This is a genomic window from Metamycoplasma subdolum (genome assembly GCF_033546815.1).
Classification (GTDB): Bacteria; Bacillota_I; Bacilli_A; order Mycoplasmatales; family Metamycoplasmataceae; genus Metamycoplasma; species Metamycoplasma subdolum.
This window is the reverse complement of record NZ_CP137846.1, coordinates 384,967-410,010: the sequence shown is the minus strand read 5'-3', so window position 1 is coordinate 410,010 and position 25,044 is coordinate 384,967. Positions and strand designations below refer to the sequence as shown.

Below are 25,044 nucleotides of genomic sequence, written 5' to 3'. Positions count from 1 at the left end.
CATGGACTGAGTGCCATGTTTTTTAATCAAAAATTCTTAAAATAAAAAAAATAAAAAAATTACTCAACACCGGCTAAGTTGTTGTATAATTAACTAGTATTTATTAAGTCACAAGCTAATTAAATAATTAAAAAATGAAAGGAAAAACATGCCTACAATTAGCCAATTAATTAATAGCGGGCGGAAAAGCAAAACAACAAAATCTAAAGCACCTGCTTTAGGTATGATGTTTAACTCTTTACAAAAAAGAGAAAAGAAAATTCCTAGCCCTTTTAAAAGAGGAGTATGTACTCGGGTAGCAACAATGACTCCTAAAAAACCTAACTCAGCAATTCGTAAATATGCCCGTGTTAAACTTTCAAACGGACAAGAAGTTACAGCATATATTCCTGGCGAAGGTCACAATTTACAAGAACACTCAGTAGTATTAATTCGTGGTGGTAAAGTTAAAGATTTACCTGGAGTTAGATACACCATCGTTAGAGGAACACAAGATGCATCAGGTGTTGAAAAAAGAAAACAAGGACGTTCAGTTTATGGAACTAAACGCCCAAAAGCTAACTAGAAAGTTAAAGTAAGGAGATATTATGTCAAGAAAACACAAAGCACCTGTTAGAGATGTTTTAGCAGATCCAATCTTTAACTCAAAAATTATTACTAAATTAATCAACACAATTATGCTAGATGGTAAAAAATCAGTTGCTGAAGCCATCTTATACGATGCATTTGAAATTATTAAAACTAAAACAAACAAAGAACCAATGGAAGTATTTTTACAAGCACTTGAAAATATTTCACCTCAACTAGAAGTTAGAACCAGAAGAGTTGGTGGATCAAACTACCAAGTACCTTGCGAAGTTAGTGCAAAAAGAAAACAAACTTTAGCATTAAGATGATTAATCCAATACGCTCGTTTAAGAAACGAAAAGACTATGAAAGAAAAGTTAGCACATGAAATTATTGATGCTTCTAATAAAATTGGAGGCTCAATTAAGAAAAGAGAAGACACCCATAAAATGGCTGAATCTAATAAAGCATTTGCTCACTTTAGATGATAGAATTGTATTATATATAAATTAGGAATAGTTATGGCAAGAGATTACGATTTAAAAATTTACCGAAACATTGGTATCATGGCTCACATTGACGCCGGAAAAACAACAACAACCGAAAGGGTTCTATACCACACTGGAAAAATTCACAAAATTGGTGAAACACATGATGGTGCTAGCCAAATGGACTGAATGGTTCAAGAACAAGAAAGAGGTATTACTATTACCTCAGCTGCTACAACAGCATATTGAAAAGGACACAAAGTTCAAATTATTGACACCCCAGGACACGTTGACTTTACAATTGAAGTTGAAAGATCACTTCGTGTACTTGATGGAGCAATTACTGTTTTAGATGCTCAATCAGGTGTTGAACCTCAAACTGAAACAGTTTGAAGACAAGCAACAAACTATCACGTACCTAGAATCGTTTATGTTAACAAAATGGATAAAGCAGGTGCTAACTTTAAAGCTTCAGTTGAATCTTTAAGAAAACTTTTAGCTGCTAATGCACATGCAATTCAATTAAACATTGGTGAAGAAGCTCAATTTGAAGGAATTATTGATTTAGTTGAAATGAAAGCTTACAAATATGATGGTAAGCAAGATGAAAACGCAGTTGAAATTCCAATTCCTGATCATTTAAAAGAAGAAGCAATTTTAATGAGAAGCTCACTAGCTGAATCAGTTGCTGACTTTGATGAACATATTATGGAACTTTTACTTGAAGAAAAAGAAGTTCCTGCTGATTTACTTAAAAAAGCAATTAGAAAAGCTACTTTGACTTCACAATATTTCCCAGTAGTTTGTGGAACATCATTTAAAAACAAAGGTGTTAAACTTATGCTTGATGCAGTAGTTGATTACCTTCCAAGTCCTATAGACATTCCACCTATGAAAGCATACAAAGGAGAAACTGAAATTGCAATTCCAGCTTCAGATGATGAATTCTTTTCAGCTTTAGCTTTCAAAGTAATGAACGACCCTTATGTTGGTAACTTAACTTACTTTAGAGTTTATTCAGGTGTTTTAAACAAAGGATCATATATTATTAACTCAACTAAAGGTGAAAAAGAAAGAATTGGAAGAATCTTATTAATGCATGCAAATAGCCGTGCTGATGTTGATGAAGTTAGAACTGGTGATATTGCTGCCGCTGTTGGACTTAAATTCACAACAACTGGTGACACATTAATTGATGAAAAACATAAAGACATTGTGCTTGAAAATATGAACTTCCCTGAACCTGTTATTTCGCAAGCACTTGAACCTGCATCAAAAGATGCAAACGAAAAACTGTCACTTTCTTTACAAAGACTAGCTGCAGAAGATCCAACCTTCAAATATTGAACCGACGAAGAAACTGGTCAAACAATTATTGCTGGTATGGGAGAACTACACCTTGACATTATTTGTGACCGTCTAAAAAGAGAATTCAAAGTTTCAGTAAATGTTGGTGCTCCTCAAGTTTCATACCGTGAAACTATCACTAAATCTGCTGAAGTTGAAGGAATGCACAAGAAACAATCAGGTGGTCGTGGACAATATGGTCACGTATGAATTAAATACGAACCAAATCCTGACAAAGGTTTTGAATTTGTTGACAAAATTGTTGGTGGTAAAATCCCTAAAGAATACATCAAATCAATTGAAAAAGGATTACGTGAAAAAATGGCAATTGGTATCCTTGCCGGTTATCCTTTAATTGACCTAAAAGCAACATTATTTGATGGATCATACCACGAAGTTGACTCTTCAGAACTTGCTTATAAAATAGCAGCATCTAAATCACTTACCAAAGGTCGTGAATTACTTGGAACCGTATTGCTTGAACCTATTATGGATGTTGCCGTAGTTGTTCCTGAAGATTTTTTCGGTGATGTTATGGGAGATATTTCTAGACGTCGTGGTCAAGTTCGTGACAACGAAACTAGAAATGATGGTGCTCATGTAATTAAAGCTTTTATTCCTCTTTCAGAAATGTTTGGTTATGCTACTGAACTTAGATCTATGACAACTGGTCGTGGAACTTACCAAATGTGATTTGATCATTATGAAAAACTTCCTCGCAACTTAGCTGACGAAATCATCAAAAAACGTGGTGGAAAAGTTAAAGTTGACGAAGATTAACAACCTTAATAATAATTAAAGATAAACCTTCCCTCAAGGTTTATTTTTTATTATATTTTTCCTAAAAAATCAATTAAATCAACATACAAACTATCTTTAAATATTTCCAAATAAGATAACATAAAAGTTATTTATTTTAGTAATAAAAAACATTGAACAAGTCTTATTATTTTTATAGATTTTTAATCAATTAAAATTAAAATGGTTTTAAATTAAAATTAAAACCAAAAAAAATAAAAACTCAAAAAAAGGATGTAATATGCTTCCACAGGATGCAGTTATACAAAAAAATGAAACTGAAAGAGTTGATTATTTTATAAAACAAAATAGTCACAAAATCAGTCAAATTACACCTTATTTAAAACATAATATAAAAGATTATATAAAGTATTTGGAATTGAAAATTTTTAGTTACAACGAAAAAACAAACTATGAAATTGAGGATATAAAATTTGTTTGTGATAACTTTAAAAACCCATATGTTCTAGCCGTATTTAAACCAATTGGATATATGCTTGTATCTTTAATAAACAATGAATGTGTTGTTGTTGATATGTTTGCTGAAAATAAAAAATTTAATGATTTTTATTTTACTAGAAATTCAAATAGAATGGTAAATTTTGATTTGGATACTTTTAGAATAACCAACAATGAAGTCAGAAGCTTAGAAAATAATCAAAAAGATAATTATATTCTTAAAAATCTTAAAACTTATTTTGTGAATATTAATGAAACTTTAAATAATAAAAAACTAAATAATAATAAAAAAATGGCTGCAAAAGTTTCATGAATGACAAAAAGTGTTATCAATTCTGATGGCTATAATTATGACCCGCTTTATCGTTTTTTTATCGCAGAAAAAGAAGTACCTCATGCTTGGTGATTTAAACTTGCCGAAATTGCGGAAAGTTTTGGATATCAAGAACAAAAAACGTTAAAAGAACATTATTCAAAACTTGCAGAAAATGAGCATAACCCTGAATTAAAAGCCATGTATGAATGAAGGATTACAAAATGCGAAGAGTTCATTGATACTGGCTTATGCCATTATATAGGGCTAGGCATGCTTTTACTATATGCAGAATTTTTTAAAAATTATGGTGTATTTTCAGATTTACAAGTAAAAAAATATTTGAAGAATAAAGAAAATCAACCAATTTATGATTTTTTTAACAAACCAAAGCCTCCAATTGTAACAGAGGATTTTGTTGGCGATTTATGGTTAAAATACGGAAAAGGTGCGATTTTCACTACATCTCTTTATATGAAGCAAGTTGTTCAAGCTTTTGAGGGTGATAGAAAAAACCCAAATGAAGAGTGACCAATAAGTGTTCATAGAAGATCAGCGGGATGAATAAAACCATGAAAATGAATAAGAGATGGACACCCTTGTTTAGTTTTTGGAACTGGAATACCAAAATTTTCAATATCTAATGCTAATTCAAGGAGCATATCTGACCTTAAAAGCGGGCATGGTGTGGTAGTTTATGGTACGCACGAAAATGGAAGAAAAATGTTGTGCCATTATGGTTGAGCAAGACATTCGCAAGTTTTACTCTCTAAAAATTTAGCTGGTCAATTATGACTAGTTGGTTTAAAAGAATGAGGAAAGGTGAGAGAACCTAGAAAACATTTCACTTGAAAAGACGGACGCAAAACTTCAGGTTGGGAGACAAATTAATATGAAAAAACACTGAAATTTATTATTTTTAAATTCATTAATTTTATTGCCTGCACCTTTAATTGCGGCTTCTTGCAATAAAAAAGATAATTCAGAACAAAAACTTGAAATCGCTAAAAATGTTATAGCCGATAAAATTTTTGAATATAAACTTACAAAAACTAAAATAATAACAAATAACAAAAATGTTGAAAATTTTACTTTTCAATTTGCTGTTGGAAAATTTGAGAAATTAAAGGCAAGATATTCTGATTATTTAATTTTTGATGTTTTTCCTTTCCACAAAATTAAAGCTGGAGAAATCAAACAAAACTATCATGAAATTAAGAAAGATTTTGTTGCTGCTATTATTCTCAGCAAAGAAGCTGCTAAACAAATTGGAATAATTAATGACATCGGCCCTGATTGAAAGGAACAACTAAAAAGTCTAAAAATTGGCAAGCTACATACAGCTAAATATAGACATTGAGATTTTTCTGAAGAAAAACAAAAATTAACTTTTTACAATAATTCATATATAGTTTACAAAAAAGATGAAAAAATAGAATTTCGTTTTTCAGATATTAGTTTTCTTTTAAACAAAAATATAAGTGAAAAATTAAACTTTAGGGTTGATTTAGTTTTCTCAGATGATAATAATAATGTTAGTTATTCACATCTTTGTTATGACATTAACCTTGAAAATATCATTGAATAATAAAAATCATTGTATAAAAAGGTTAAGAGTAATTTATTCTTAAACAAGGCTTTGTGGCCTTGTTTTTTAGTTTAAATTTATTACATTATTTTATCCTCAACAATGTTTTTCAAAAGAATTAATTCAATATAAACCTGCTATTAAAATTGGCAAATAAGATAACTAAAAAGTTATTTATTTTAGTAATAAAAAAACATTAAACAAGGCTTATTCTCTTTATGAGTTTTTAATCAATTAAAATTAGAATGGCTTTTAATTTAAGTTAAAACCAAGAAAATAAAAATTCAAAAAAGGATATAAATACTTCCACAGAATGTAATTATTCAAAAGGCCCAAACCGAATTTTAAGAATTTAATTTGGAAATTATGATTAATTTAACTTAAAGAATTAAAAAAAAGTGCTTGAACCTAGAAAACAGTTCACTTGAAAAAAAGATGTAATTCTTTAAGGTGAGAGACAAATTAATGTAATATGAAAAAAAGAAATTTAAATTTAATATTATTAAGTTCTCTTAGCTTGTTGCCAACAACCTTTGTGTTGAGTTCTTGTATGCTAAAAGAGAAAAAAATAAAACAAGAAATTGAAGAAATTATTGGCGACAAAATTTGAGAATATGATGCAGTTTTTAAGAATAATACTCCTGTCAAAATTGATAAAACTGATTTTGTTTTTAAAGATTATTTTCATAAATTCGCCATTGGAAAGTTAGAAAAATTAGAAGAATACTATAAAGATTATTTAGTATTAGATATTCACCCAACTTGAAATGTTTCTTATTTTAATCGTGATGATAAAACGGAATCAAAAAAAGATAATACAATTGCCATTATTTTAAAAAAAGAATTTGGTCAAGTTGTTGGATTATATGACAAAATTGACGGCAATTGAAAAGAACAATTTAAGAGTTTAGATATATTGAAAATTGGCTGATTAATGTTTAAAAAAGAGTACAAATTTTCTTTCAACGAAGAAGACAAAACATTGGCTTTCGCTTTATATCGTTATTTAATTTTTTACGGTAAAGAAAAAGAAGATGAAGAACTTAAAACAATGTATTTTCATATACATAACTCTAAATTTAGTTTAGATGAAAGGTCAAATATTAAAAGAACTCAATTTAAAGCAGATTTAGTTGTTGGATACATTATTAAAAAAACTGATGGAGTTTTAATTCCATTAGATGCTGAATTAAAATTGCTAAGAACAATTGATATGTAAAACAAAAGAAAGAAAAACAAGCATTAGAAAAATGCTTGTTTTGTTTTTTTAAACATATAAGTGAAAATTGTTTCAAATTTAATCACTAAAAGGTTATTTATTTATATCCTGAAAACTAAAGAAATATAATTAATTTTTTTGTAAATTTGTTTGTATTAAAATTTGTTTGGTTTTAACTTTATTAAAACTAAAAAACATTTAAAGAACAAAAAAAGAAGGAATGAAAAATGCTACCACAAGATGCAATAATTCAAAAAAATGAAACTGAAAGAGTTGATTATTTTATAAAACAAAATAGTCACAAAATCAGTCAAATTACACCTTATTTAAAACATGATATAAAAGATTATATAAAGTATTTGGAATTAAGAAGTAGAAATGAATTATACAGTTGCAATGGCGGGCACGCTGTTATTGCTGACGGCACTGATGATAATGAAACTAAACTATTGTGCCATTATGGATGAAGTGGATATTCTCAAATTCTATTATCTAGAACTTTATCAAGACAATTATGATTGGTTGGGTTAAAACCATGAGGGGTTAAAAAAACAACTCGTGAACACTTTTTTACTAATATTGATACCAAAATATCAGGTATGGACATAGGAGAGATATATAAGTATGAAAAAATGAAAATCAAATTTAATACTATTAAGTTCTCTTAGTTTATTACCTGCCACTTTGATTTCAAGCTCTTGTATGCTAAAAGAGAAAAAAACAAAACGAGAAATTGAAAAAATTATTGGTGACAAAATTTGAGAATATGATGCAGTTTTTAAGAACAATACTCCTGTTAAAATCAATAAAACAAATTTTATTTTTAAAGATTATTTTCATAAATTTGCTATTGGAAAGCTAGAAAAATTAGAGGAATATTATAAAGACTATTTAGTATTAGACATTCACCCAACTTGGAATGTTTCCTATTTTAAAAGCACTGATGAAACTGAATCAAAAAAAGATAACACGATTGCTATTATTTTAAAAAAAGAATTTGGCCAAGTTGTTGGTTTGTATAAAAAAATCGATGATAATTGAAAAGAGCAAATTAAGAACTGAACTATAATGAAGCTCGGTTGAATGCTGTTTAAAAGAGAGTACAATTTTTCTTTCAATAAAGAAGATAAAACATTGGCTTTCAATTTATATCATTATTCAATTATTTATGGTGATAATGCTGAAACAATGACCTTACAAATACAAAACTCTAAATTTAGTTTAGATGAAAGATCAAACATTAAAAGTACTCAATTTAAAGCTGATTTAATTGTTGGAGAAAATTTACAAGCAACTGAAGGAATTTCAATTCCGCTAGATGCTGAATTAAAATTGTTAAGAACAATTGATATGTAAAAAAACGATTTAATTATTAAATTAAAAACATGAAAACAAAACAAGAATTAGATAAATGCTTGTTTTGTTTTTTTAACTTGCAAATGCAAACTATTTCAAATTTAATAACCAAAAGGTTATTTATTTATATATACCCTAAAAAATAAAGAAATACAATTAAATTTTTATGAGTTTCTTTGTATTAAAATGTGTTTGGTTTTAACTTGAAATTAAAACTAAAAAACATTTAAACAACAAGAAAAAGGAATGAAAAATGCTACCACAAGATGCGATTATTAAAAAAGCAGAAACTGAAAGAGTGGATTATTTTATAAAACAAAATAGTCACAAAATCAGTCAAATTACACCTTATTTAAAACATGATATAAAAGATTACATCAAATATTTAGAATTAAGAATTTTTAGATATAACAAACAAGCTGATTATGAGATTAAAGATATAAAACTTGTTTTTGATAATTTCAAAAACCCATATATATTAGCAACATTTGAACCAATTGGTTTTATATTGGTTTCGTTAATAAATAATGAAGATGTATTAGTTGATATGTTTGCGGATACCGCGAATAACAAAATATTTAGTAAAATTTTTGCTAATGATAATTCAAAAGCTAGTTTTGATTTAGAATCATTAAGTCTAACTGAAAAAGAAATTATTAGTTTAGAAAATAAACAAAAAGATAATCAAATTCTTAAAAATCTCAAAACACTACAAATTGATATAAATGAAACTTTGAATGATGAAAAACTCAAACAAGAAAAAAATATGATGAAAAAAATTTCATTACTTAAAACTCGTGCAAATCATCAAGAAGATGATTGAATAAATTATGATCCAAATTTACAGCTTTTTACTGCTGAAAAAGAATTGCCATATGCATGATGATTTAAGCTTTCAAAGGGCAAAAGATTTTTTGGATATCAAGAACAGGCTACCTTAAAAACACATTATTTAAATTTGCGCCTGGAAAACCAAAATAACCCAGAATTGGTGAAAATGTATGATTGAAGAATTGCAAAGTGTAATGAATTTATTAATGCGGGACTTTGCCATTATATAGGATTAGGTATGCTTCTATTATATAGCGAATATTTTGTTAAGTATGGAGTTTTTTCTGACCAACAGGTTCAAAAATATTTATATGAAAATGATGATGATATAGGGAAATATTTATTTAGAAAAAATCATTTCGGGCATCCTCCTTTGGTAACGGCTGATTTTGTGGGGGACTTATGATTAAAGCATGGCAAAGGTGCGATATTTACTACTTCACTTTATATGAAACAAGTAGCAGAATCTTTTATAAAAGAAAATCGTCCACAAGGCGAAGAATTACCAATCACCATTCATAGAAGATCTACTGGATGAATTAAACCTTGAAAATGAATAAGAGACGGGTATCCATGTATGGTTTTTGGGTTAACTTTACCTTTTGACGTTAAGTCTATTGACTATAAGAATACGAAAGGCGAGGATGACATGCAAGGACATGCAATAGTTGTTTATGGGACACATGACAATGACACAAAGATGTTATGTCATTATGGTTGAAATGGAAGTTCACAAGTGTTATTATCAAGAAACTTAGCAGGACAATTGTGATTGATTGGAGTTAAACGTCAAGGAAAATATAAGACTCCAAGAAAACATTTTACAATTGGCAAATTTAAATGTACAGGTTGGGAGGCAGATTTATGTTAAAAAAAATATTGAAATCTTTACTAATAATTTCACTTTCTTTACCCACAACTGCTTTAATTTCAAGCTCTTGCTATCATTCAAATTTACTTAAAATGGAAAAATTGGCAAATGAAGAGGTTGGAGAAAAAATCTGAGAATATGATGCAAAAGTAAATAAATTATATGCACCACCAGTAAATGAATCTGATGTAAAATTCAAGAATTTTTCATGCAAGTTTGTGGTTGGAAAACTTTCAAAGATTTTAAATCATTATAATGAATATTTAGTTTTTGATATTCTTACGGTTAAAAATCCCATTTATGAAGAAAAATTTAAAACAATATATACAAATAGCGATAACAATGTAATAGCGTTGTTAATGACAAAAGAAATTGCTAAAGAAATTGGATTGATTTCAGAAATCACAGAAGATTGAAAAACTCAAATAAGTAATTTTGAGGTGCGAAAAGAGCATACAGCGATTAATGCAAAAAAATTTGACTTTGACAAAAAAACAAAAGAACTTTGCATAGGTTTTGCTGCTTATTATATTAAAACAAAAGAACAAACAATGTGTGTTACAACTTCTTTTATGAAGATTACTTTAGATAAAAGTCCACAGTCAAAAAATTTTATAGATATTTCTTGAGAAACTAATACTGAAAATCTTTCTAAAAATTCTGGTGCAGATGTTCTGCTTGATTTAACTTTGACTAAAGTCATTGAGTAAACAATATAATAATCAATAATATTTTTTTAATTACAAAAAAATTACAAAAAAAACAAAAATCTACATTAAAAAATCTATCTTTTTTTGAAATTTTACTTTAATAAAGGGTAAATTAGAACTTACTAAGTAAAGTTCATTATTTTAATAATATAATTATATTACTCTATACATTTAAATATTTCCAATGTAGAGAGTGAATGCTAGTCAAAAAAAATTTTGATAAGTTATTTTTTTACTAGCAAAATTTAGTCTTTTTTAAGACGGAAATTGAAGGAGAATTTTAATTTAAAAAATGAAAAAATCTAAAATTTGATTAAGTTTACTTCCAACATCTTTATTATTATCAACACCATTAATGGCAATTAGTTGCAACTGTGAAGGTAAAAAACCTCCAACACCAAGTCCAGAAGACAAGAAAAATTTTGACAATTTGGTAACAGGTACCTTAAAAGATCGTGCTGATCTTGTAACAAGCCTTGCAACAATTAAAGATTTAGAAGCAAAAATTGCTGCTCACCAAGATGAAGAAGCAAACAAAGCAAAACTTGAAGAAGAAAAGAAGAAAAAAGAAGAACTTGAAAAGAAAATTGCTGACGCTGAAACTCAATTTAGTGATGCTAAATACACAAACTTAATTGCAGATTATATTTTAGCAACCCGTGATGGACTTGCAAAGAAAGTTGAAGAAAAGAAATTTACTGACTTATATTGACCATCAAAAGAAACATCAACTGCTTATGCAGAAATTCTAGATGGAGTTATTAAAGAACTTTCAGTATTTGGAAAAGCAAAAATTAATTCAGACTTACTAGCATGAATTAATGGTTTATCATACAACTGAGAAATTGAAAAAGGAAATCACTTAAATGGTCTTGCTTACCTATTTGCATCATTTGAATGAGGACCATCAAATACTTATGCAGGTAACTCATTCTACGGAAACATTGTTTTAACTAAAGCCGCATCTGACAACGCAGGAATAACAATGATTGACCCAGAAGATGCTAAAGTACAAGAAGCTAAAGCTAAAGGTTGATTAGCTAGAATGAAAGAGGCTATTGATCAAAACTTAGTAGTTTCAAAAATTCATATTAAGAACAACATGAAGGTTGTTTTACAAGAACTTTATGGAAAAAAACTACTTGAATTTGCTGAAGATAGTGGCAAAACCGAAATTAGTGTTAAAGACTTAATTGGCTTAACCACAAAACCAGAAACTGAATGAACTGCAGTTGACTGAATCAACAAATTCTACACTGAATATGCAACAACATATTACAACGCATCAACCTTTGGTAAAGGTGAAGACTTAGCTGAACTAAAACTATTTAAAACTAATAGTATTAGTGAAAAAGAAAATACAATCGTTGTAACCAAAAAAGACAAAACCCAAGTTTCAATTTATGGTTTAGGTTTAACTCAAAAAGACTTAGAACAAAAGAATGCTGGTATTGCTTACATTCCAGGAAAATCTGGTGGAATTACTGGTAAACAAATTTACAACCAACTTCTAAAAATGGTTACAACCAGTGATTTAACACCAAAAGAAGTGTTTGACAAAGGTCACAATTCAACAACAAAAGCAAAAGACAACATGATTAAAGTTGCTGAAGAAGCAGCAAAACTAATTGTTGGTGAGACAGGTGAATGAAAAGAAACCATTAAATACGACGATGACGGAGTTGGAGCTAACCCTAAAAATGATATTGAAGTTATAATTCGTAAAGCCGATGGCAAAATCGATTATGACGCTTTCGTAAAATGACTAAATGCTGAAGACTTTTTCTTTGGACGTGAAGAAGCATCTTACTACAGTAGTGAAATCAAAGATGAACTTAAGACAAGCGAAAAATTAAAATTTGGACGTACTGAATTAACTAAATACGGATACGACATTTTATTAGAAGCTTCAATGAAAGATAAAGCTTATGGTTCAATCACAAATGAACAATTCTGATTTGGTGCAATGGAAGCTTTCAAAGCTTACAAACAATTCAAAGACTCTACCCAAAGTTTCGGTAAAAAATTCTTTGGAAAAGAAATTGTTGACTTTGAAATTGACACCTACAAATACACAGAACGTGACTTCCAAGGGGTTGGAGCATACAACTTCTCAAGCAAGAAATTCCAATTCAACGTTGACCCTTACTACTCACTACCAAAATGATCAGTAACTTCATTTGCAAACCACGAATCAATGATGGGACACCACAACCAATTAGCTTACGCTTCACAACACTTAGCACAAGTTAATGGTAAGAGTTTAGGTGCAAGCACATTTGACTATACAGCATATACTGAAGGATGAGCTCTATTTATGGAATGATTTGGTATCGAAGCTGGATACTATGGAACTCCTAACTACGAAAGCACTGACGTTTATGCAGCACCAAAAGACTTCTCATTATCAAAAGGTGGTATTACAAACTTCTTTACAACAACTGATGAAAGCAAGATTACAGCAGAAATGATTGATCAAATCAAGAAACTTCATGGTGGAGTTTACTGAACAAAAGTAAATAGTAAATCAAAATACACTGAAGAAAAGAAACAAGCTCTAGCAGCTGTTAAATTAACTAACTTACTTCAATACTTTGGTGCATTAAACGAAGCACAACTACGTAACATGCGTTTAGCAGTTGATACTGCAATTCATGGAGAAGGTGCAGGTAACACTGAACTTTCAGTTGGTGCATCAATTAAGGATGTACGTCAATACATGACAAAAAATTCTGCTTTAGGTATTGGTGACATTACCTCTGAATCTAAGAGATACTTTAACTGTGCTGGACAAGCTACTTCATACAACTCAGGTAAAGAAGTTATGCTTGATCTATACCAACAAGTTTATACAAAACTTGGATTAACTAGAGAACAATTCATTAATGCTAAAACAACTGGTACTTCAGGCAGTGAAGTTGAACATGCAAGAATTCATGAATTCTTTGACTACTTGCTAAGAAACTCAGCATTACCAATGCAAACATTAGTAACAGTTATTAAAGCAGCTTATGACATTAAATAAATAAGTTAATTAAAACTTACAAAAATTTGAAAAAATTCTGGAGGTAAAACTCCAGTTTTTTTTCTTCCACTTTATCCTAAAAACTTAACAAAAAAAATAGAATTAAAAGTAATTGAAACTTTTTTCTAAATAAAGCGAACCAACAAAAAAAATACTAATATTCTCCTTAAAAATGCAAATATTGCCCTTATTGTCAAAAATTAAAAAAAATTCAAATCAATTTTATTAACTTATGGTTATAAAAACTTGTTATAATATTCATAAACGCTTTATGAATTTGAGTTTTTAGGGGGAAAAATGGCAAACATAATAGACGAAAAATTACCTGATGTTGAAAAGGTTGAAAATAGAAATGATACTTTTGCAGATAAGTTAAAATTCTATTTAGAAAAATACGAAATGACACAAAAAGAACTAGCATTAAGACTAGGACTTTCTGTAAAACATATTAATTCAATTTTGAATGATGAAGTAATTGATGTTTCGGTTTCAGTTTTAGAAGGACTTGAATATGCTTTTAGATTAGAAACTGGAATTTTAACCAAGCTTTACTATACATATAGTAATTTAAGAAGCGTAAGAAACAATCCAAATATTGAAGAACAAATGAAAAGTTTTGGACTTAATTTTATAATTGATCATCCAGAACTTGCTGTTGGTTTTGGAGCAAAAATAACTCCAGATATGGAAAACCACATCAAGCTTATGAAACTTAAAAAGTTTTATGGAGTAACAGAACTTCCTGATTATCGTCAATATTTAGAAGAACATATTTTAGCCGAAACTAAAAAATATCACAACAAAGCTAATTCATATATTTGAATTAGATTCTGTGAACTTTCAGTTCATTATGACAAAGAAAATCTTGGAGTTTTCAGAACTGGACTTTTTGAAGCGGTGCTTAAAAAAGTTTTAAACATGATGACATCAACTTTCGACTTTCACAAGAAAATACAAAATATTAAAAAATATTTAATGCACAAAGGAATAATTTTAGTTACTAAACCTTTTATTGAAGGTAGTTCTATTAGAGCGATTACCTTAAAAAAAGGTGGAAAAAGATATGTATTTTTATCTGACATGTACCATTCAGAAAGTTATATCTTTTTCTCACTTTTACATGAATTAATTCACTGTTTTCATAATAACTTAACTGAAGAAGAAATTGATCAAAAAGTTATTGATGTATATCGTGATTGAGAAAAAGAAAATCCTACAAACTATCGTGCAATTTATGATGCAATTAATGCTTATGAAACACATCGAAAAGTTGTTGAAAAAGATCCAAATATTGACACAAGTTATATTTGAAGCGTATTGCAAGAACGTTATGAATACGTTCGTTTTGAAGACAAAGAACTTGAAAGTATCCTAAAGGATACAGAGGTTTTGAAATAAATGAGCACTACGGAAGCAAGAAAAAACGAACTACTTAAAAAACGTAGATTCTACAATGTGCAAGATTATTTATTAAATAATGAAACCAAAACCCTAATTTTAACCCCCAAATTTCATAAATACCTTTTGGAAAACAAAGGTAGTTTTGGTTTTGGAAAAATTACTGGAACTTATTTAGGCGAAATACTTGAAACTGATAGTTTTAAAAGTCCTTTTGCTGCTTTTGCTAAACTTTGCAAAATCGGCATGCCCATGCTTGACGAAAAATATGTTAATGCTGGGAAAGTTTTAGAAGGCAAAATTTTAGAAAAAATTTCAAAAGCAAAAAGGTGAGAAATTCAAAGATTTGATGCGACAGAATATCAATATGATTATTTTAAAGATACATCTTCTCTTTTTGGCGGTCTTCCTGATGGATATGTTGAAGATGAAGATTTAATTATCGAAATTAAAACTGCTGGAATTAAAAAAATAAATGAATGAGAAGACAATTTAGTCCCAGTTTCTTATGGAAAGCAAGCAAGTCTTTATACTTATCTAAATTTTTTAAAAAAACATAAAAAAGAACCCAAGGATAATGAACTTAGATTTTTAATTTCATGTCTTTTCTTAGAAGAAGAAGATTATATTCAGCCTGAAAATGTTAGACTTGAAGATAGAAGATTAAAAACTAAAAAGATTTATGTTAATTTACCTCAACTAAAAGACGATATGCAAAAATGTCAAGATTGATATAATCACTTTACTGAAAAAGGCGAAAGTCCAATTTGAAAAGAAGCACGTGACAAAGACTTGCTTGATTTTTTAAAATGCAAAAACCAAAATGAATATGAAGCTTTACTTAATAAATGAGTAAGTGAAGGAAAATTCAAATAATGGAAAAACCAAAATACTTTAATTTTAATCATTTTGCAATTGCATGTCAAATCGACCCATATTTTATTTTTAATTTAGATCATTTTAATCTTGATGAAACAGACAAAGTTGCTCTTGAAAATAGTGAAATTGGTGAAACGTTATTTGATGAAGATGATGAAGGCGAAAGACCTACAATTAGTTATGTTAAGGCAAATCTTGATGCTATTAGCCAAGAAATTCAAAATTTTATTTTAAATGAATTTAAAAATTACAATGTTGAAATTATAAGTTTAAAAGAAACCAAAGAAAATAAAATCTTACAAACAAAAGAAGCAATAAAAAATCCTAAAATCGATGTAATAATTAATCCAACATTTGAGTATAAAAATGTAGTAGTTGCCCCTCTTTATTATTCAAAAATTGATCATTCATTTGCCAATAATACAATTTCTAAAATGCAAAATAATAAACAAATTATCCAAGCATATTTCCAAGGTCAAGTCATTTTAAAATCTGGAGTAAAAATTTCGAATTATTACCTTTACATGTTTAAACAATTTGAAGTCAAAAAGGCAAGAAAAAACCTAGTTAGTTTTGAAAAAGTTAATCGTGGTGTTAATAAAAAAACCAAAGGAAATATTAACATTGATGGCGAAAATTTAGAAAACGAATTTCCCATTTTTAATGATGTTATTTTTGGTAATAAAAGTTTGCAAGAAATTTTCGGAAAAAAAGAAAAATTTATTTGAAGTTTTGATCATTTTTTAAGATCTATTAATGATGAAAAAAACTGAGAAAAAAATAATGAAATTGACCAAGAATTTTTAAAAATTTACTTCAAAGAAAAACCATTTGAAAGCAAACTTTGCAACAGACTTTTAGAAGCTTGAAGAAATAAACTATATTCTCAAAAAAAATCTTGAGGCAAGAAGATTTTTAAAATTATTTATGATGAAAAAACAACCAAAAATCAACAACTAATAAACAATATTTTAGCTTTCTATAACCCAAGCAATAATTTAAAAAATATTTACTTTAATAATAACCTTTGAAATAAGTTTTTAATTAGTCAAAAATTAGAAAAAAAATCTGAAGATTTAATTGATTTTTTTAAAGCTTTGGATGTATTAAATTATGAAGAAAAAAACATTGCTTGATTCGACTTTGAAGGTTTTCAATTAACATGACCAATTATTGATTATTTGCCAGCTTGAAGGCAAGTAATTTCTCAACTTTCAATAATTACAACTTATAGAAAAAATGTTGTAAAAAATGTGAGTGAAGATTTTGTATACGACCCGTTAAATTATTCTTATAAAACTATTGTAAAAATCATTAATGATATCTATAAAAAAGATGTTGATTATTATGTAGTTTATAATCAAGGATATGAAAAAACAAGAATAAAAGAAATGCTTGAAACTTTAAAATGTTATGCTGAAGATAAAACTAATGATTTTACAACAGAAGAATATCTTGAAATTGAAACAAAAGGTAAAGAAATTATTAAAAAAATGGCGGATTTGCATAAACTATATGTTAACTCTTCGCCACAACTTATTAAAAAACCGGTAATCAATCTTGGATTTTTAGGTGGAAAAAGTTCAATTAAATTACTTGAAAAATTTGTTCATGCTTCTAAACTAAAACTTAAACATGAAATTACACCATACAATGAACTTGAAGTTCAAAATGGCTCAATGGCAATGGAAATTGCACAAGCAAGAGCACAAAATAAAATAGGTAATTTAGAGTGAGAAGATATTTGCAAAAACCTCAGAAAATATTGTCACAATGATGTAGTAGCAATGATTATGGTTGCGGATTTGTCAAATTGAATTATTCAAAATAGTGAAAAGAATAATGAACTAGTTGATAAACTTCTTATAGATTAAAGTGGAAACACTCCACTTTTTATTTTCTTTAAAATGGAAAAATTCGAGAAAACTTTAGGAAAACTTTGTGAAAGTTTTTTAATAAAATGAATATATGGAAATAAATTACAATACTAAAAATAGAGGAATGTTGCTTGAAAAAATAATTAATGATACTAATGCATTTTATCTTATTAATAAAGTCGCCCTTATTCATAAGAAAAATCTTGATATTAAATTTAAAGCGGTTAATGTTGAAAAAAAGCAACTTAAGACAAGAGATGCTTTTATAATTGGAAAAAGCAATGTTGATTATTATGGAGTTTATAGAGGCAAGTTTATAGCTTTTGAATGCAAAAGCACTGAGGAAAATAAGCTACCTAAACATAGTATTCGTGAACATCAGTTTGAATATTTAGATTTAGTTATGAAGTTTGATGGCGTAGCTTTTTGAATTCTTTTCTATAAATTAACTAATGAATTTATTTTGATTAATCACGCAGATTTTAAAAAGCATTTTTTAAAAAGAAAAAGCCTCTCAAATGAGGAGGCTAGGTTAATTGGTAAAATAGTTCCTTTAAATTTTCCAGGTGTAATTGATTATCTTTCAATGCTTAATTAGTATCTATTAATTTGAGCTTTGAATACATCTGAAAATTTGAATTTTGGTTCAGTTTTAGCAGGTACAATAATTCTTTCTTTAGTAAAGTAGTTGATTCTTTGTTTTTCATCTTTTTGATTTATTGTAAATGTGCCGAATCCAGAAATAGCAACTTTTTCTCCTGAAGCAAGAGTTTCAATTATTTCTTTTTCACATTGATCTCAAATAGCTTCAACCATTACTTGTGGAACATCAAGTTTTTCACTTGTTCTCACGATCATTTCTCTTTTATTCATGTATATAAACTACCTTTCTAGTTTTTATTTTAACTAATTAAATTAATTTTTTTTAATTATTCTTTAATTAAAGGTCTTTTCATCAAAATTTTTATTATATTTTCGGGTTCTTTTTTTAAAAAAACTGCTTTATATAAGGCATCTATTATGGGTAAGTTGAGTTTATTGGTGACCACATAATTCTCATAAATTGTCTTAATTGAGTTGATTCCTTCCACTGTAATATTGTTCTTATTTTCGCTATCTTTGAAGAAATTTAAGCCAAATTTATAGTTTCTAGATTTATCGCTGAGTGCGGTTAAAATTAAGTCGCCAAGCCCTGTCAAACCGCTTAAGGTTTCAATCTTTCCGCCAACAAATTTACAGTATCTTTTCATCTCTTTAAACCCACGAGTTAGTAGTGCTGCTTGAGTGTTTATGTTATAACCAAGGGCGACAATTAATCCTGAAGCAATGGCTAACATATTCTTATAAATGGCTCCTACTTCAGCACCGATTATGTCATCTTGAGTATAAACTCTTAAGTATTCATTTGAGAAAAGTTTTTGTACCTCCTGAGCAAATTTTAATGAATGACTAACAGCGTCAATAAATGTGATTTTTCTATTTACAATTTCTGACGCAAAAGAAGGGCCCATTAATGAAACTACTCCTTCAAAAAGTTCAAATTTTTTGCTAATTTCATCAAGTTTTGTATGCACTGTTTTGGTTTCATTTGGTCAAAAACCTTTAGCCACATTAATTAACAAAACTTTGTTTTGAACGTATTTTTTTATTTCACTAACTACATCAGGAATAAATTTTGAAGGAACGGCTAAGAGAATATATCTTACGTCTTTTAAAGCTTCTTTTAAATTTAAGGTTGTATCAAATTTATTAAGTTTAGTTTTTTCATCAAAATAAGTTAGATTTTTTCCTTCTCTTAATTCATTAATTTCTTTTTCGCAAACACCATAAATTAAAACTTCTTGTTTATTATCTACTAAAATGTTTGCACATGCGGTTCCCATTGCACCCGAACCAATCACTAAAATTTTTTTATTCATGTTAATCATCCCCCTCTTTTTTGTTTTTATTTTTAACCACTATCTCAATTGGAACACCTGAAAAATCTCAATTTTGTCTAATTTGATTTTCAATATATCTTAAATAAGTAAAGTGAGCTAAATTTTTATCATTTACAAACATTATAAATGTTGGAATCCTGCTTTCAACTTGTTTTGCAAACGCAATTGTCAGTCTTCTGCCTTTTATAGATGATGCTGGCCTCATCATTTGAGCGTTCATAATTAAATTATTTAAAGCATTAGTTGGTATTTTACGACTAATATTTTCTTTAACTTTAAAAATAGCGTCAGTTAGTTTATTAATTCTTAAATTTTCCTTTGCTGATATAAAACAAATTGGTGATCAATCAATAAATTTAAGTTTCTTTTTCAAATTCTTTTTATACTCATCCATTGTTTTTTCATCTTTTTGGATTAAGTCTCATTTATTAACTACAACAATAATTGGTTTTTTAAGTTCAAAAGCAATTCCTACTATATTTTGATGAAATAAACTAATTTCTTCATTTGCGTCTAAAATCAGAAGTACCAAATTTGCTTCTTCAATAGAATCATTAGCACGCATCAAAGCAAAATGTTCAATTGAATCTGAAAGTTTTGATTTTCTTTTAATTCCAGCAGTATCAACAATTTCAAATTCTTCGCCGTTAATTTTAATTTTTGAACTAACCGAATCACGAGTTGTCCCTGCAATGTCACTTACAATTGAACGATTTTCATGAGTCAAGGTATTTAAGAGAGTTGACTTTCCAACATTTGTTTTTCCCAAGAGTGTTAATTTAAATAAAGAAGATTCAACATTTTCTGTGAAATTAAGTTTTTCTAACACTTTATCAAGTAAGTTTCCGACACCATTTCCATGGATTGCAGAAATTGGATAGATTTCAGCGAAACCTAAACTATAAATTGAAGAATCAAAATTGTAGTTTGAATTTTCAACTTTATTTACTGCTAAAATTACAGGTTTATTTGATTCTCTTAAAAGTTGAGCAACAAAATAATCTTCACTTGTAATTTCTTCTCTTCCATCGATTATGAAAATAATTACATTAGCTTCTTCAATAGCAATTTTTGCTTGTAATTTTATTTGTTCTTTAAAACTTGCTTCTTCAAGCGTTATTCCACCTGTATCAATGATCTTGAAATTTTTACCGGCTCACGAAGCATTGTCATATATTCTATCTCTAGTAACCCCTGGCGTGTCATAAACAATTGATTTTCTTTTATTAATAATCTTATTAAAAAGAGTTGATTTTCCGACATTTGGTTTGCCAATTATAGCAACAATATTTTTCATTATTTACCTTCAATTACATCAACGATAGCTTGAAGATTTTCATCAACAGAAAGGTTAGATGTGTCAATATAAACACTTCCTTCACTTACTTTTAAAGGATCGACTTTTCTATTCATATCTTCATAATCGCGGTTTTTAATATCTTCTAAAATTTTATTGAATTCAATTGGTTTTCTACCTGCTAAAATGTCTTGATTAATTCTTCTGTTCGCTCTTATTTCTGCTCTTGCATCAAGGTAAAATTTAAAATCTGCTTCAGGTAAAATTCTATAAGTTGCATCACGTCCATCAACAATAATTCCACCAACGTTTTTTGCAATCTCTTGAATGTATTTATTTACCTTTTCTCTTAAGGGTTTATATTTAGAAACTTTACTTGAAGCAATTGAAATTTCATTTTCGCGAATATTTGATGAAACATCTTTTCCTTTTAGAAAAATTTTTCCATCGCTTTTATAAACTATGTCTTCAAACTTTCAAGCATTATTAATTTTTTCTAAATTTTCTTCAGTGATTTTAATACCTTTTTTGATTGCATTATATGCGATTAGGCGATAAATGTTTCCACTACTAATAAAGGTTAAATCATATTTTTTTGCAAGCATTGTTGACATTACGGTTTTGCCAACACCAGAAGGACCATCAATTGCAATATTGATTTTTTTCTTCATTTGTTCCTCCTTAATGTTGTATTTATTTAGTTCATTTTTAATTAATTTTAAAGCATTTTCAAATTCTAAATCAAATTTGAAAATTTTATCTAAATCTAATGTTGCAGTTGATTCAATTTGTTTTTGAGTGTTAATTCTTTTTTTAAGATTTTGAAGTCATTTTTTTTCAGTTTGCAAGTTTTTAATTTCTTCACTAAAATCATTTTTTTCAGTTTTTAAAAGCTTCATTAAAGAAAGCAGCTCATCTTTATCAACTTTTTCTTTAATATTAAAAAATTCACGGATTGATTCCATTCTTTTCGCAAATTCTTTCGCATATTTTTTTTGTTCTTTTAAAAGTTTTTCTTCATCTTGAAGTTCAAGTGAAGATGTTGCTTTATTATTTTCCAAATCATTTCTTTTCATAAATTAAATATCTAAGATTGTAAAAATCTTTCTTTTCCCATCACTTCTAGCGGTTGCGTTAGTTTTGTGTTGGTAATAATAATCAATTGTTAATTCGTTCAAACCTTTTGTTGGATTTCATTGAACATAAGTTTTGGTGTTGCTTTGCTCAGTGTAAGGTTTGATATCGTAAATTTCTTTTTTGAAAAGTTGAGGTTGGGTTTCTGCTTCTTCAACTAGTTTTTTAAATCATTCAAAAACTTGTTGTTGAAATTTTTCGCTTTTGAATCATTTTTCGCCATCTTTATCATTTACTGGGTCTTCTCTATATCTGATAATATCTTTAATTTCTTTCATGTGTTTATCAAAAACTTCAAGGAATTTTGCAGATGTTTCTCAATTTTCAGTACTTGAAACTATTTCAACGATTTTGCTTGTTTTAAAATAGAACTTTGACTTTTTAGTTGCATAAACTTTTTTGTTTTCATTTATCTCTGCTGTTTCTAAGTTAGGAAAAACTTCATATGTAATTTTGATAGCATTTTCATCAACTTTTCCATCATTTTTAATTACTTTTTCAATATTTAAAAATTTGAATATTAAGTATTTATCTTGTTTAAATGTTCCTTTTTTGCTTACAACTGAAGCAATAAAAACATTTAAATCAACTAAATTTTCTTCAAAATCTTCTAAATCTTTCTTTGAGGGTTTGGGGTTGTGTTTTTTAAATTCATTAGTTTTGTTTTCATTTTCTAATTTAGCTTTTTCAAAATCTTTAATAATGTCAGCTGCTGATTTTGAATTATTAAGTTTCTTTTCAAACTCAATATTTGATCATTGGTCAAAAAGCTCTTTAGTCAAATTTATTTTTTTAAGAGGTCTACTATTTTTGATAACAAAATAAATTGCACCGCCTACTGAGGCTGCAATTGTTAAAGGAATTAAAGTTCAAAATAATGCTTTACTAACGATTCTTTTCTTTTTTGCTTTTTCTTTAAAATCATTTTCAAGTGTATCAGTGAATTTGTTTTTCATGTTTATTATTTTATAATAAATTCTCATACTTTGAAGTTATTTTAAAGTAAAAAAAGAAACACATTATTTTGTGCTTCTTTTAAATCTTCAAAATTTTCTCTTCTTTCCAGCAACATCTCTTGTGTATCTACATGCTGGAAAATTAGTGCAACCGATGAATTTTTCACGCGTTGCTTTTGTATAACGGTACATCAGTTTGTTTCCGCAATCAGGGCAACTTTCGTCAATTGTTTCTTCAGGCATTATTGCAATTTCAATTGTTTTGGTTGCTTCATCTAAAGTAACATTAAAGCGACTATAGAATTCTGACATTAAAGATTTATAATCTTCTTTTCCTTCAGCAATTAAGTCAAGATCATTTTCTACTGATGCTGTATATTCCTCATTCATTATTGTTGGGAAACCATCAATTAATTTGCTCATAACGGTTTTACCAAATTCAGTAGGGTGAAGTGCTCCATTTTTATTTTCAACAAAAAGTCTACTTTTAATTACTTTAACTGTTGATGCAAAAGTCGAAGGACGTCCAACTTTAATATCGTCTAACATTTTAATTAAAGAACCTTCATTGTAAAGTGCAGGTGGCTGAGTTTCTTTATCTAGTTTTTCAAACTCTTGAACATCTAAAATGTCACCATTTTTATAATTTGGTAATACTTTAGAAGCTTCATAATTTTTGGTTAATTTATAATATCCATCAAAAATAATTCTTGAATAACTCATTCTAAAATTGTGACCTGATGAACTTATTAAATCATAGTGATAAATTTCACGAATAGGAACTTGCATTATTGCTGAAAGTGTCTTGTTATAAATTAACTCATAAATGTAATTTTCTTCTTCATTTAAGCGGAATTTTGATTTTGCTAAACTTGGATTTAAGTAAATATCTGTTGGTCTAATTGCCTCATGAGCATCTTGTGCTCCTGAGAAACTTTTGATGTCATTTGCAATATAGTTTTGACCATAATTTTCTTCAATAAATTTTCTAACTTTAGCAATAAAAGAATCATTAAGTCTTGTTGAATCTGTTCTTGGATATGAGATAAGCCCACGTTCAAAAAGTTTTTGTGCAGTCACTTGAACAACAGTTGAAGAATACTTCGCTTCTTTATATAAAACTGATTGTTTAAAAGGTGTTATTTGTTTATCTTTTCTTTGAGTTATTTCAAAGTTTGAAACTTTTAATCTTTTATCTTTATTTAGTTCATCAAGAATTTGTTTTGATTTTTCAGGTTTAATTCAAGTTGCATCATCTGCAAAATCTTTGTGATTTAAATAGTAGAAAGTTGCATTAACATCTTCAGCAATTTTTGCTTCAATTTTTGAATACAAAATTGGAATAAATGCTTCAATTTCTTTTTCCTTATCGCACACTAATTTTAAAGCAATTGATTGCACTCTTCCGGCTGATGGATTTGTTGGTGCATTTTTTACTTTTTTCTTCATAAGTTGAGAAAGTTCAAATCCAATAATACGATCAAGCATTCTTCTTGCTTTTTGTGCTTTAACTAAATCAATGTCAATCATTATTGGATTTTCAAGAGCATTTTTAATTGCCTCTTCAGTAATTTCATTATATTTAATTCTTTTGTATTTATCATTAACTTTTAATGTGTCAACTAAATTTTGGGCAATAGCTTCACCTTCACGATCGGGGTCAGTTGCGATTAAAACTTCACTTGCTTTTCTAGTTGCTTCTCTCAATTCTTTTATAGTTTTTGATTTACTTTTATCAACAATCATACGAGGTTCTCAGTTTTGTAAATCAATACCTAAACCTTTTTCTCCACTTGTTGAAAGTTTCAAAATATGTCCAACACTTGAAAGAACTTGAACATCCTTTCCAACATATTTTTGAATTGTTGCAACTTTATTCGGTGATTCTACAATCATGACCTTAGTGTAAGCCATTTTTACCTCCTAAAACTTCTTGTTGTGATTTTATAATCATAATAAAAAAAATGAATTAAATAAAAAACTTATTATTT

The 25,044-nt window shown here is 28.1% G+C and carries 20 protein-coding genes and 1 pseudogene; 15 read left to right on the top strand and 6 right to left on the bottom strand.

Features of this window, described 5'->3' with window-relative positions; translation table 4 throughout:
* The first annotated feature begins 148 nt into the window (after positions 1-148).
* The 15 genes and pseudogenes from rpsL to recU all read left to right on the top strand — a co-directional run bounded on the left by rpsL (position 149) and on the right by recU (position 18,324).
* Positions 149-565, top strand: coding sequence for a 30S ribosomal protein S12 (gene rpsL, locus R9C05_RS01855; RefSeq protein WP_121940988.1), 417 nt, complete (start codon positions 149-151; stop codon positions 563-565).
* Positions 566-587: 22 nt separating this feature from the next.
* Positions 588-1,058, top strand: coding sequence for a 30S ribosomal protein S7 (gene rpsG / locus R9C05_RS01850; protein WP_121940989.1), 471 nt, complete (start codon positions 588-590; stop codon positions 1,056-1,058).
* Positions 1,059-1,088: 30 nt separating this feature from the next.
* Positions 1,089-3,182 carry an elongation factor G gene (gene fusA, locus R9C05_RS01845; protein ID WP_121940990.1) on the top strand — a complete coding sequence of 698 codons (2,094 nt, stop codon included), beginning with the start codon at positions 1,089-1,091 and terminating at the stop codon, positions 3,180-3,182.
* Positions 3,183-3,441: 259 nt separating this feature from the next.
* Positions 3,442-4,863 carry a putative cysteine peptidase gene (locus R9C05_RS01840; protein WP_121940991.1) on the top strand — a complete coding sequence of 474 codons (1,422 nt, stop codon included), beginning with the start codon at positions 3,442-3,444 and terminating at the stop codon, positions 4,861-4,863.
* Between the two features lies 1 nt (position 4,864).
* A complete protein-coding gene (locus R9C05_RS01835) occupies positions 4,865-5,560 on the top strand; it encodes a hypothetical protein (protein WP_121940992.1) in 696 nt (231 codons plus the stop codon).
* 550 nt (positions 5,561-6,110) lie between these two features.
* Complete coding sequence (locus R9C05_RS01830) at positions 6,111-6,779, top strand: hypothetical protein (protein ID WP_147437891.1); 669 nt, start codon at positions 6,111-6,113, stop codon at positions 6,777-6,779.
* A 227-nt stretch (positions 6,780-7,006) separates the two neighbouring features.
* Positions 7,007-7,150, top strand: a pseudogene (locus R9C05_RS02935) (cysteine peptidase); the annotation flags it as partial.
* 253 nt (positions 7,151-7,403) lie between these two features.
* Positions 7,404-8,135: a hypothetical protein gene (locus R9C05_RS01820; RefSeq protein ID WP_121940995.1), complete on the top strand. Its 732-nt coding sequence runs from the start codon at positions 7,404-7,406 to the stop codon at positions 8,133-8,135.
* 253 nt (positions 8,136-8,388) lie between these two features.
* On the top strand, positions 8,389-9,837 hold the full coding sequence (locus R9C05_RS01815) for a putative cysteine peptidase (RefSeq protein ID WP_121940996.1): 1,449 nt from the start codon (positions 8,389-8,391) through the stop codon (positions 9,835-9,837).
* Positions 9,831-10,547, top strand: a complete 717-nt coding sequence (locus R9C05_RS01810) for a hypothetical protein (protein ID WP_121940997.1) — start codon at positions 9,831-9,833, stop codon at positions 10,545-10,547. Before R9C05_RS01815 ends, R9C05_RS01810 begins: the two co-directional genes overlap by 7 nt.
* 292 nt (positions 10,548-10,839) lie before the next feature.
* The gene (locus R9C05_RS01805) at positions 10,840-13,572 is read left to right on the top strand and encodes a DUF885 family protein (RefSeq protein WP_121940998.1); all 2,733 of its coding nucleotides are present in this window, start codon (positions 10,840-10,842) and stop codon (positions 13,570-13,572) included.
* A 297-nt stretch (positions 13,573-13,869) separates the two neighbouring features.
* Positions 13,870-14,970: a helix-turn-helix domain-containing protein gene (locus R9C05_RS01800; protein WP_277870190.1), complete on the top strand. Its 1,101-nt coding sequence runs from the start codon at positions 13,870-13,872 to the stop codon at positions 14,968-14,970.
* Positions 14,971-15,846, top strand: coding sequence for an MAGa7180 family putative nuclease (locus R9C05_RS01795; protein WP_277870191.1), 876 nt, complete (start codon positions 14,971-14,973; stop codon positions 15,844-15,846).
* Complete coding sequence (locus R9C05_RS01790) at positions 15,846-17,723, top strand: UU173 family protein (protein ID WP_170141534.1); 1,878 nt, start codon at positions 15,846-15,848, stop codon at positions 17,721-17,723. Before R9C05_RS01795 ends, R9C05_RS01790 begins: the two co-directional genes overlap by 1 nt.
* A gap of 94 nt (positions 17,724-17,817) precedes the next feature.
* On the top strand, positions 17,818-18,324 hold the full coding sequence (recU, locus tag R9C05_RS01785; RefSeq protein WP_121941000.1) for a Holliday junction resolvase RecU: 507 nt from the start codon (positions 17,818-17,820) through the stop codon (positions 18,322-18,324).
* On the opposite strand, the gene R9C05_RS01780 is transcribed toward recU, so the two are convergent.
* The 6 genes from R9C05_RS01780 to topA form a co-directional block, all read right to left on the bottom strand.
* Positions 18,321-18,599 carry an HU family DNA-binding protein gene (locus R9C05_RS01780; RefSeq protein ID WP_121941001.1) on the bottom strand — a complete coding sequence of 93 codons (279 nt, stop codon included), beginning with the start codon at positions 18,597-18,599 and terminating at the stop codon, positions 18,321-18,323. The genes recU and R9C05_RS01780 overlap by 4 nt on opposite strands.
* A gap of 56 nt (positions 18,600-18,655) precedes the next feature.
* Positions 18,656-19,645 carry an NAD(P)H-dependent glycerol-3-phosphate dehydrogenase gene (locus tag R9C05_RS01775; RefSeq protein ID WP_121941011.1) on the bottom strand — a complete coding sequence of 330 codons (990 nt, stop codon included), beginning with the start codon at positions 19,643-19,645 and terminating at the stop codon, positions 18,656-18,658.
* 1 nt (position 19,646) lies between these two features.
* Positions 19,647-20,963 carry a ribosome biogenesis GTPase Der gene (gene der, locus R9C05_RS01770; RefSeq protein WP_170141535.1) on the bottom strand — a complete coding sequence of 439 codons (1,317 nt, stop codon included), beginning with the start codon at positions 20,961-20,963 and terminating at the stop codon, positions 19,647-19,649.
* Positions 20,963-22,039: a (d)CMP kinase gene (cmk, locus tag R9C05_RS01765; protein ID WP_277870192.1), complete on the bottom strand. Its 1,077-nt coding sequence runs from the start codon at positions 22,037-22,039 to the stop codon at positions 20,963-20,965. Before cmk ends, der begins: the two co-directional genes overlap by 1 nt.
* A 3-nt stretch (positions 22,040-22,042) precedes the next feature.
* The gene (locus R9C05_RS01760) at positions 22,043-23,053 is read right to left on the bottom strand and encodes a hypothetical protein (RefSeq protein WP_121941003.1); all 1,011 of its coding nucleotides are present in this window, start codon (positions 23,051-23,053) and stop codon (positions 22,043-22,045) included.
* A gap of 63 nt (positions 23,054-23,116) precedes the next feature.
* Complete coding sequence (gene topA, locus R9C05_RS01755; protein ID WP_318613898.1) at positions 23,117-24,967, bottom strand: type I DNA topoisomerase; 1,851 nt, start codon at positions 24,965-24,967, stop codon at positions 23,117-23,119.
* Positions 24,968-25,044 lie beyond the last annotated feature (77 nt).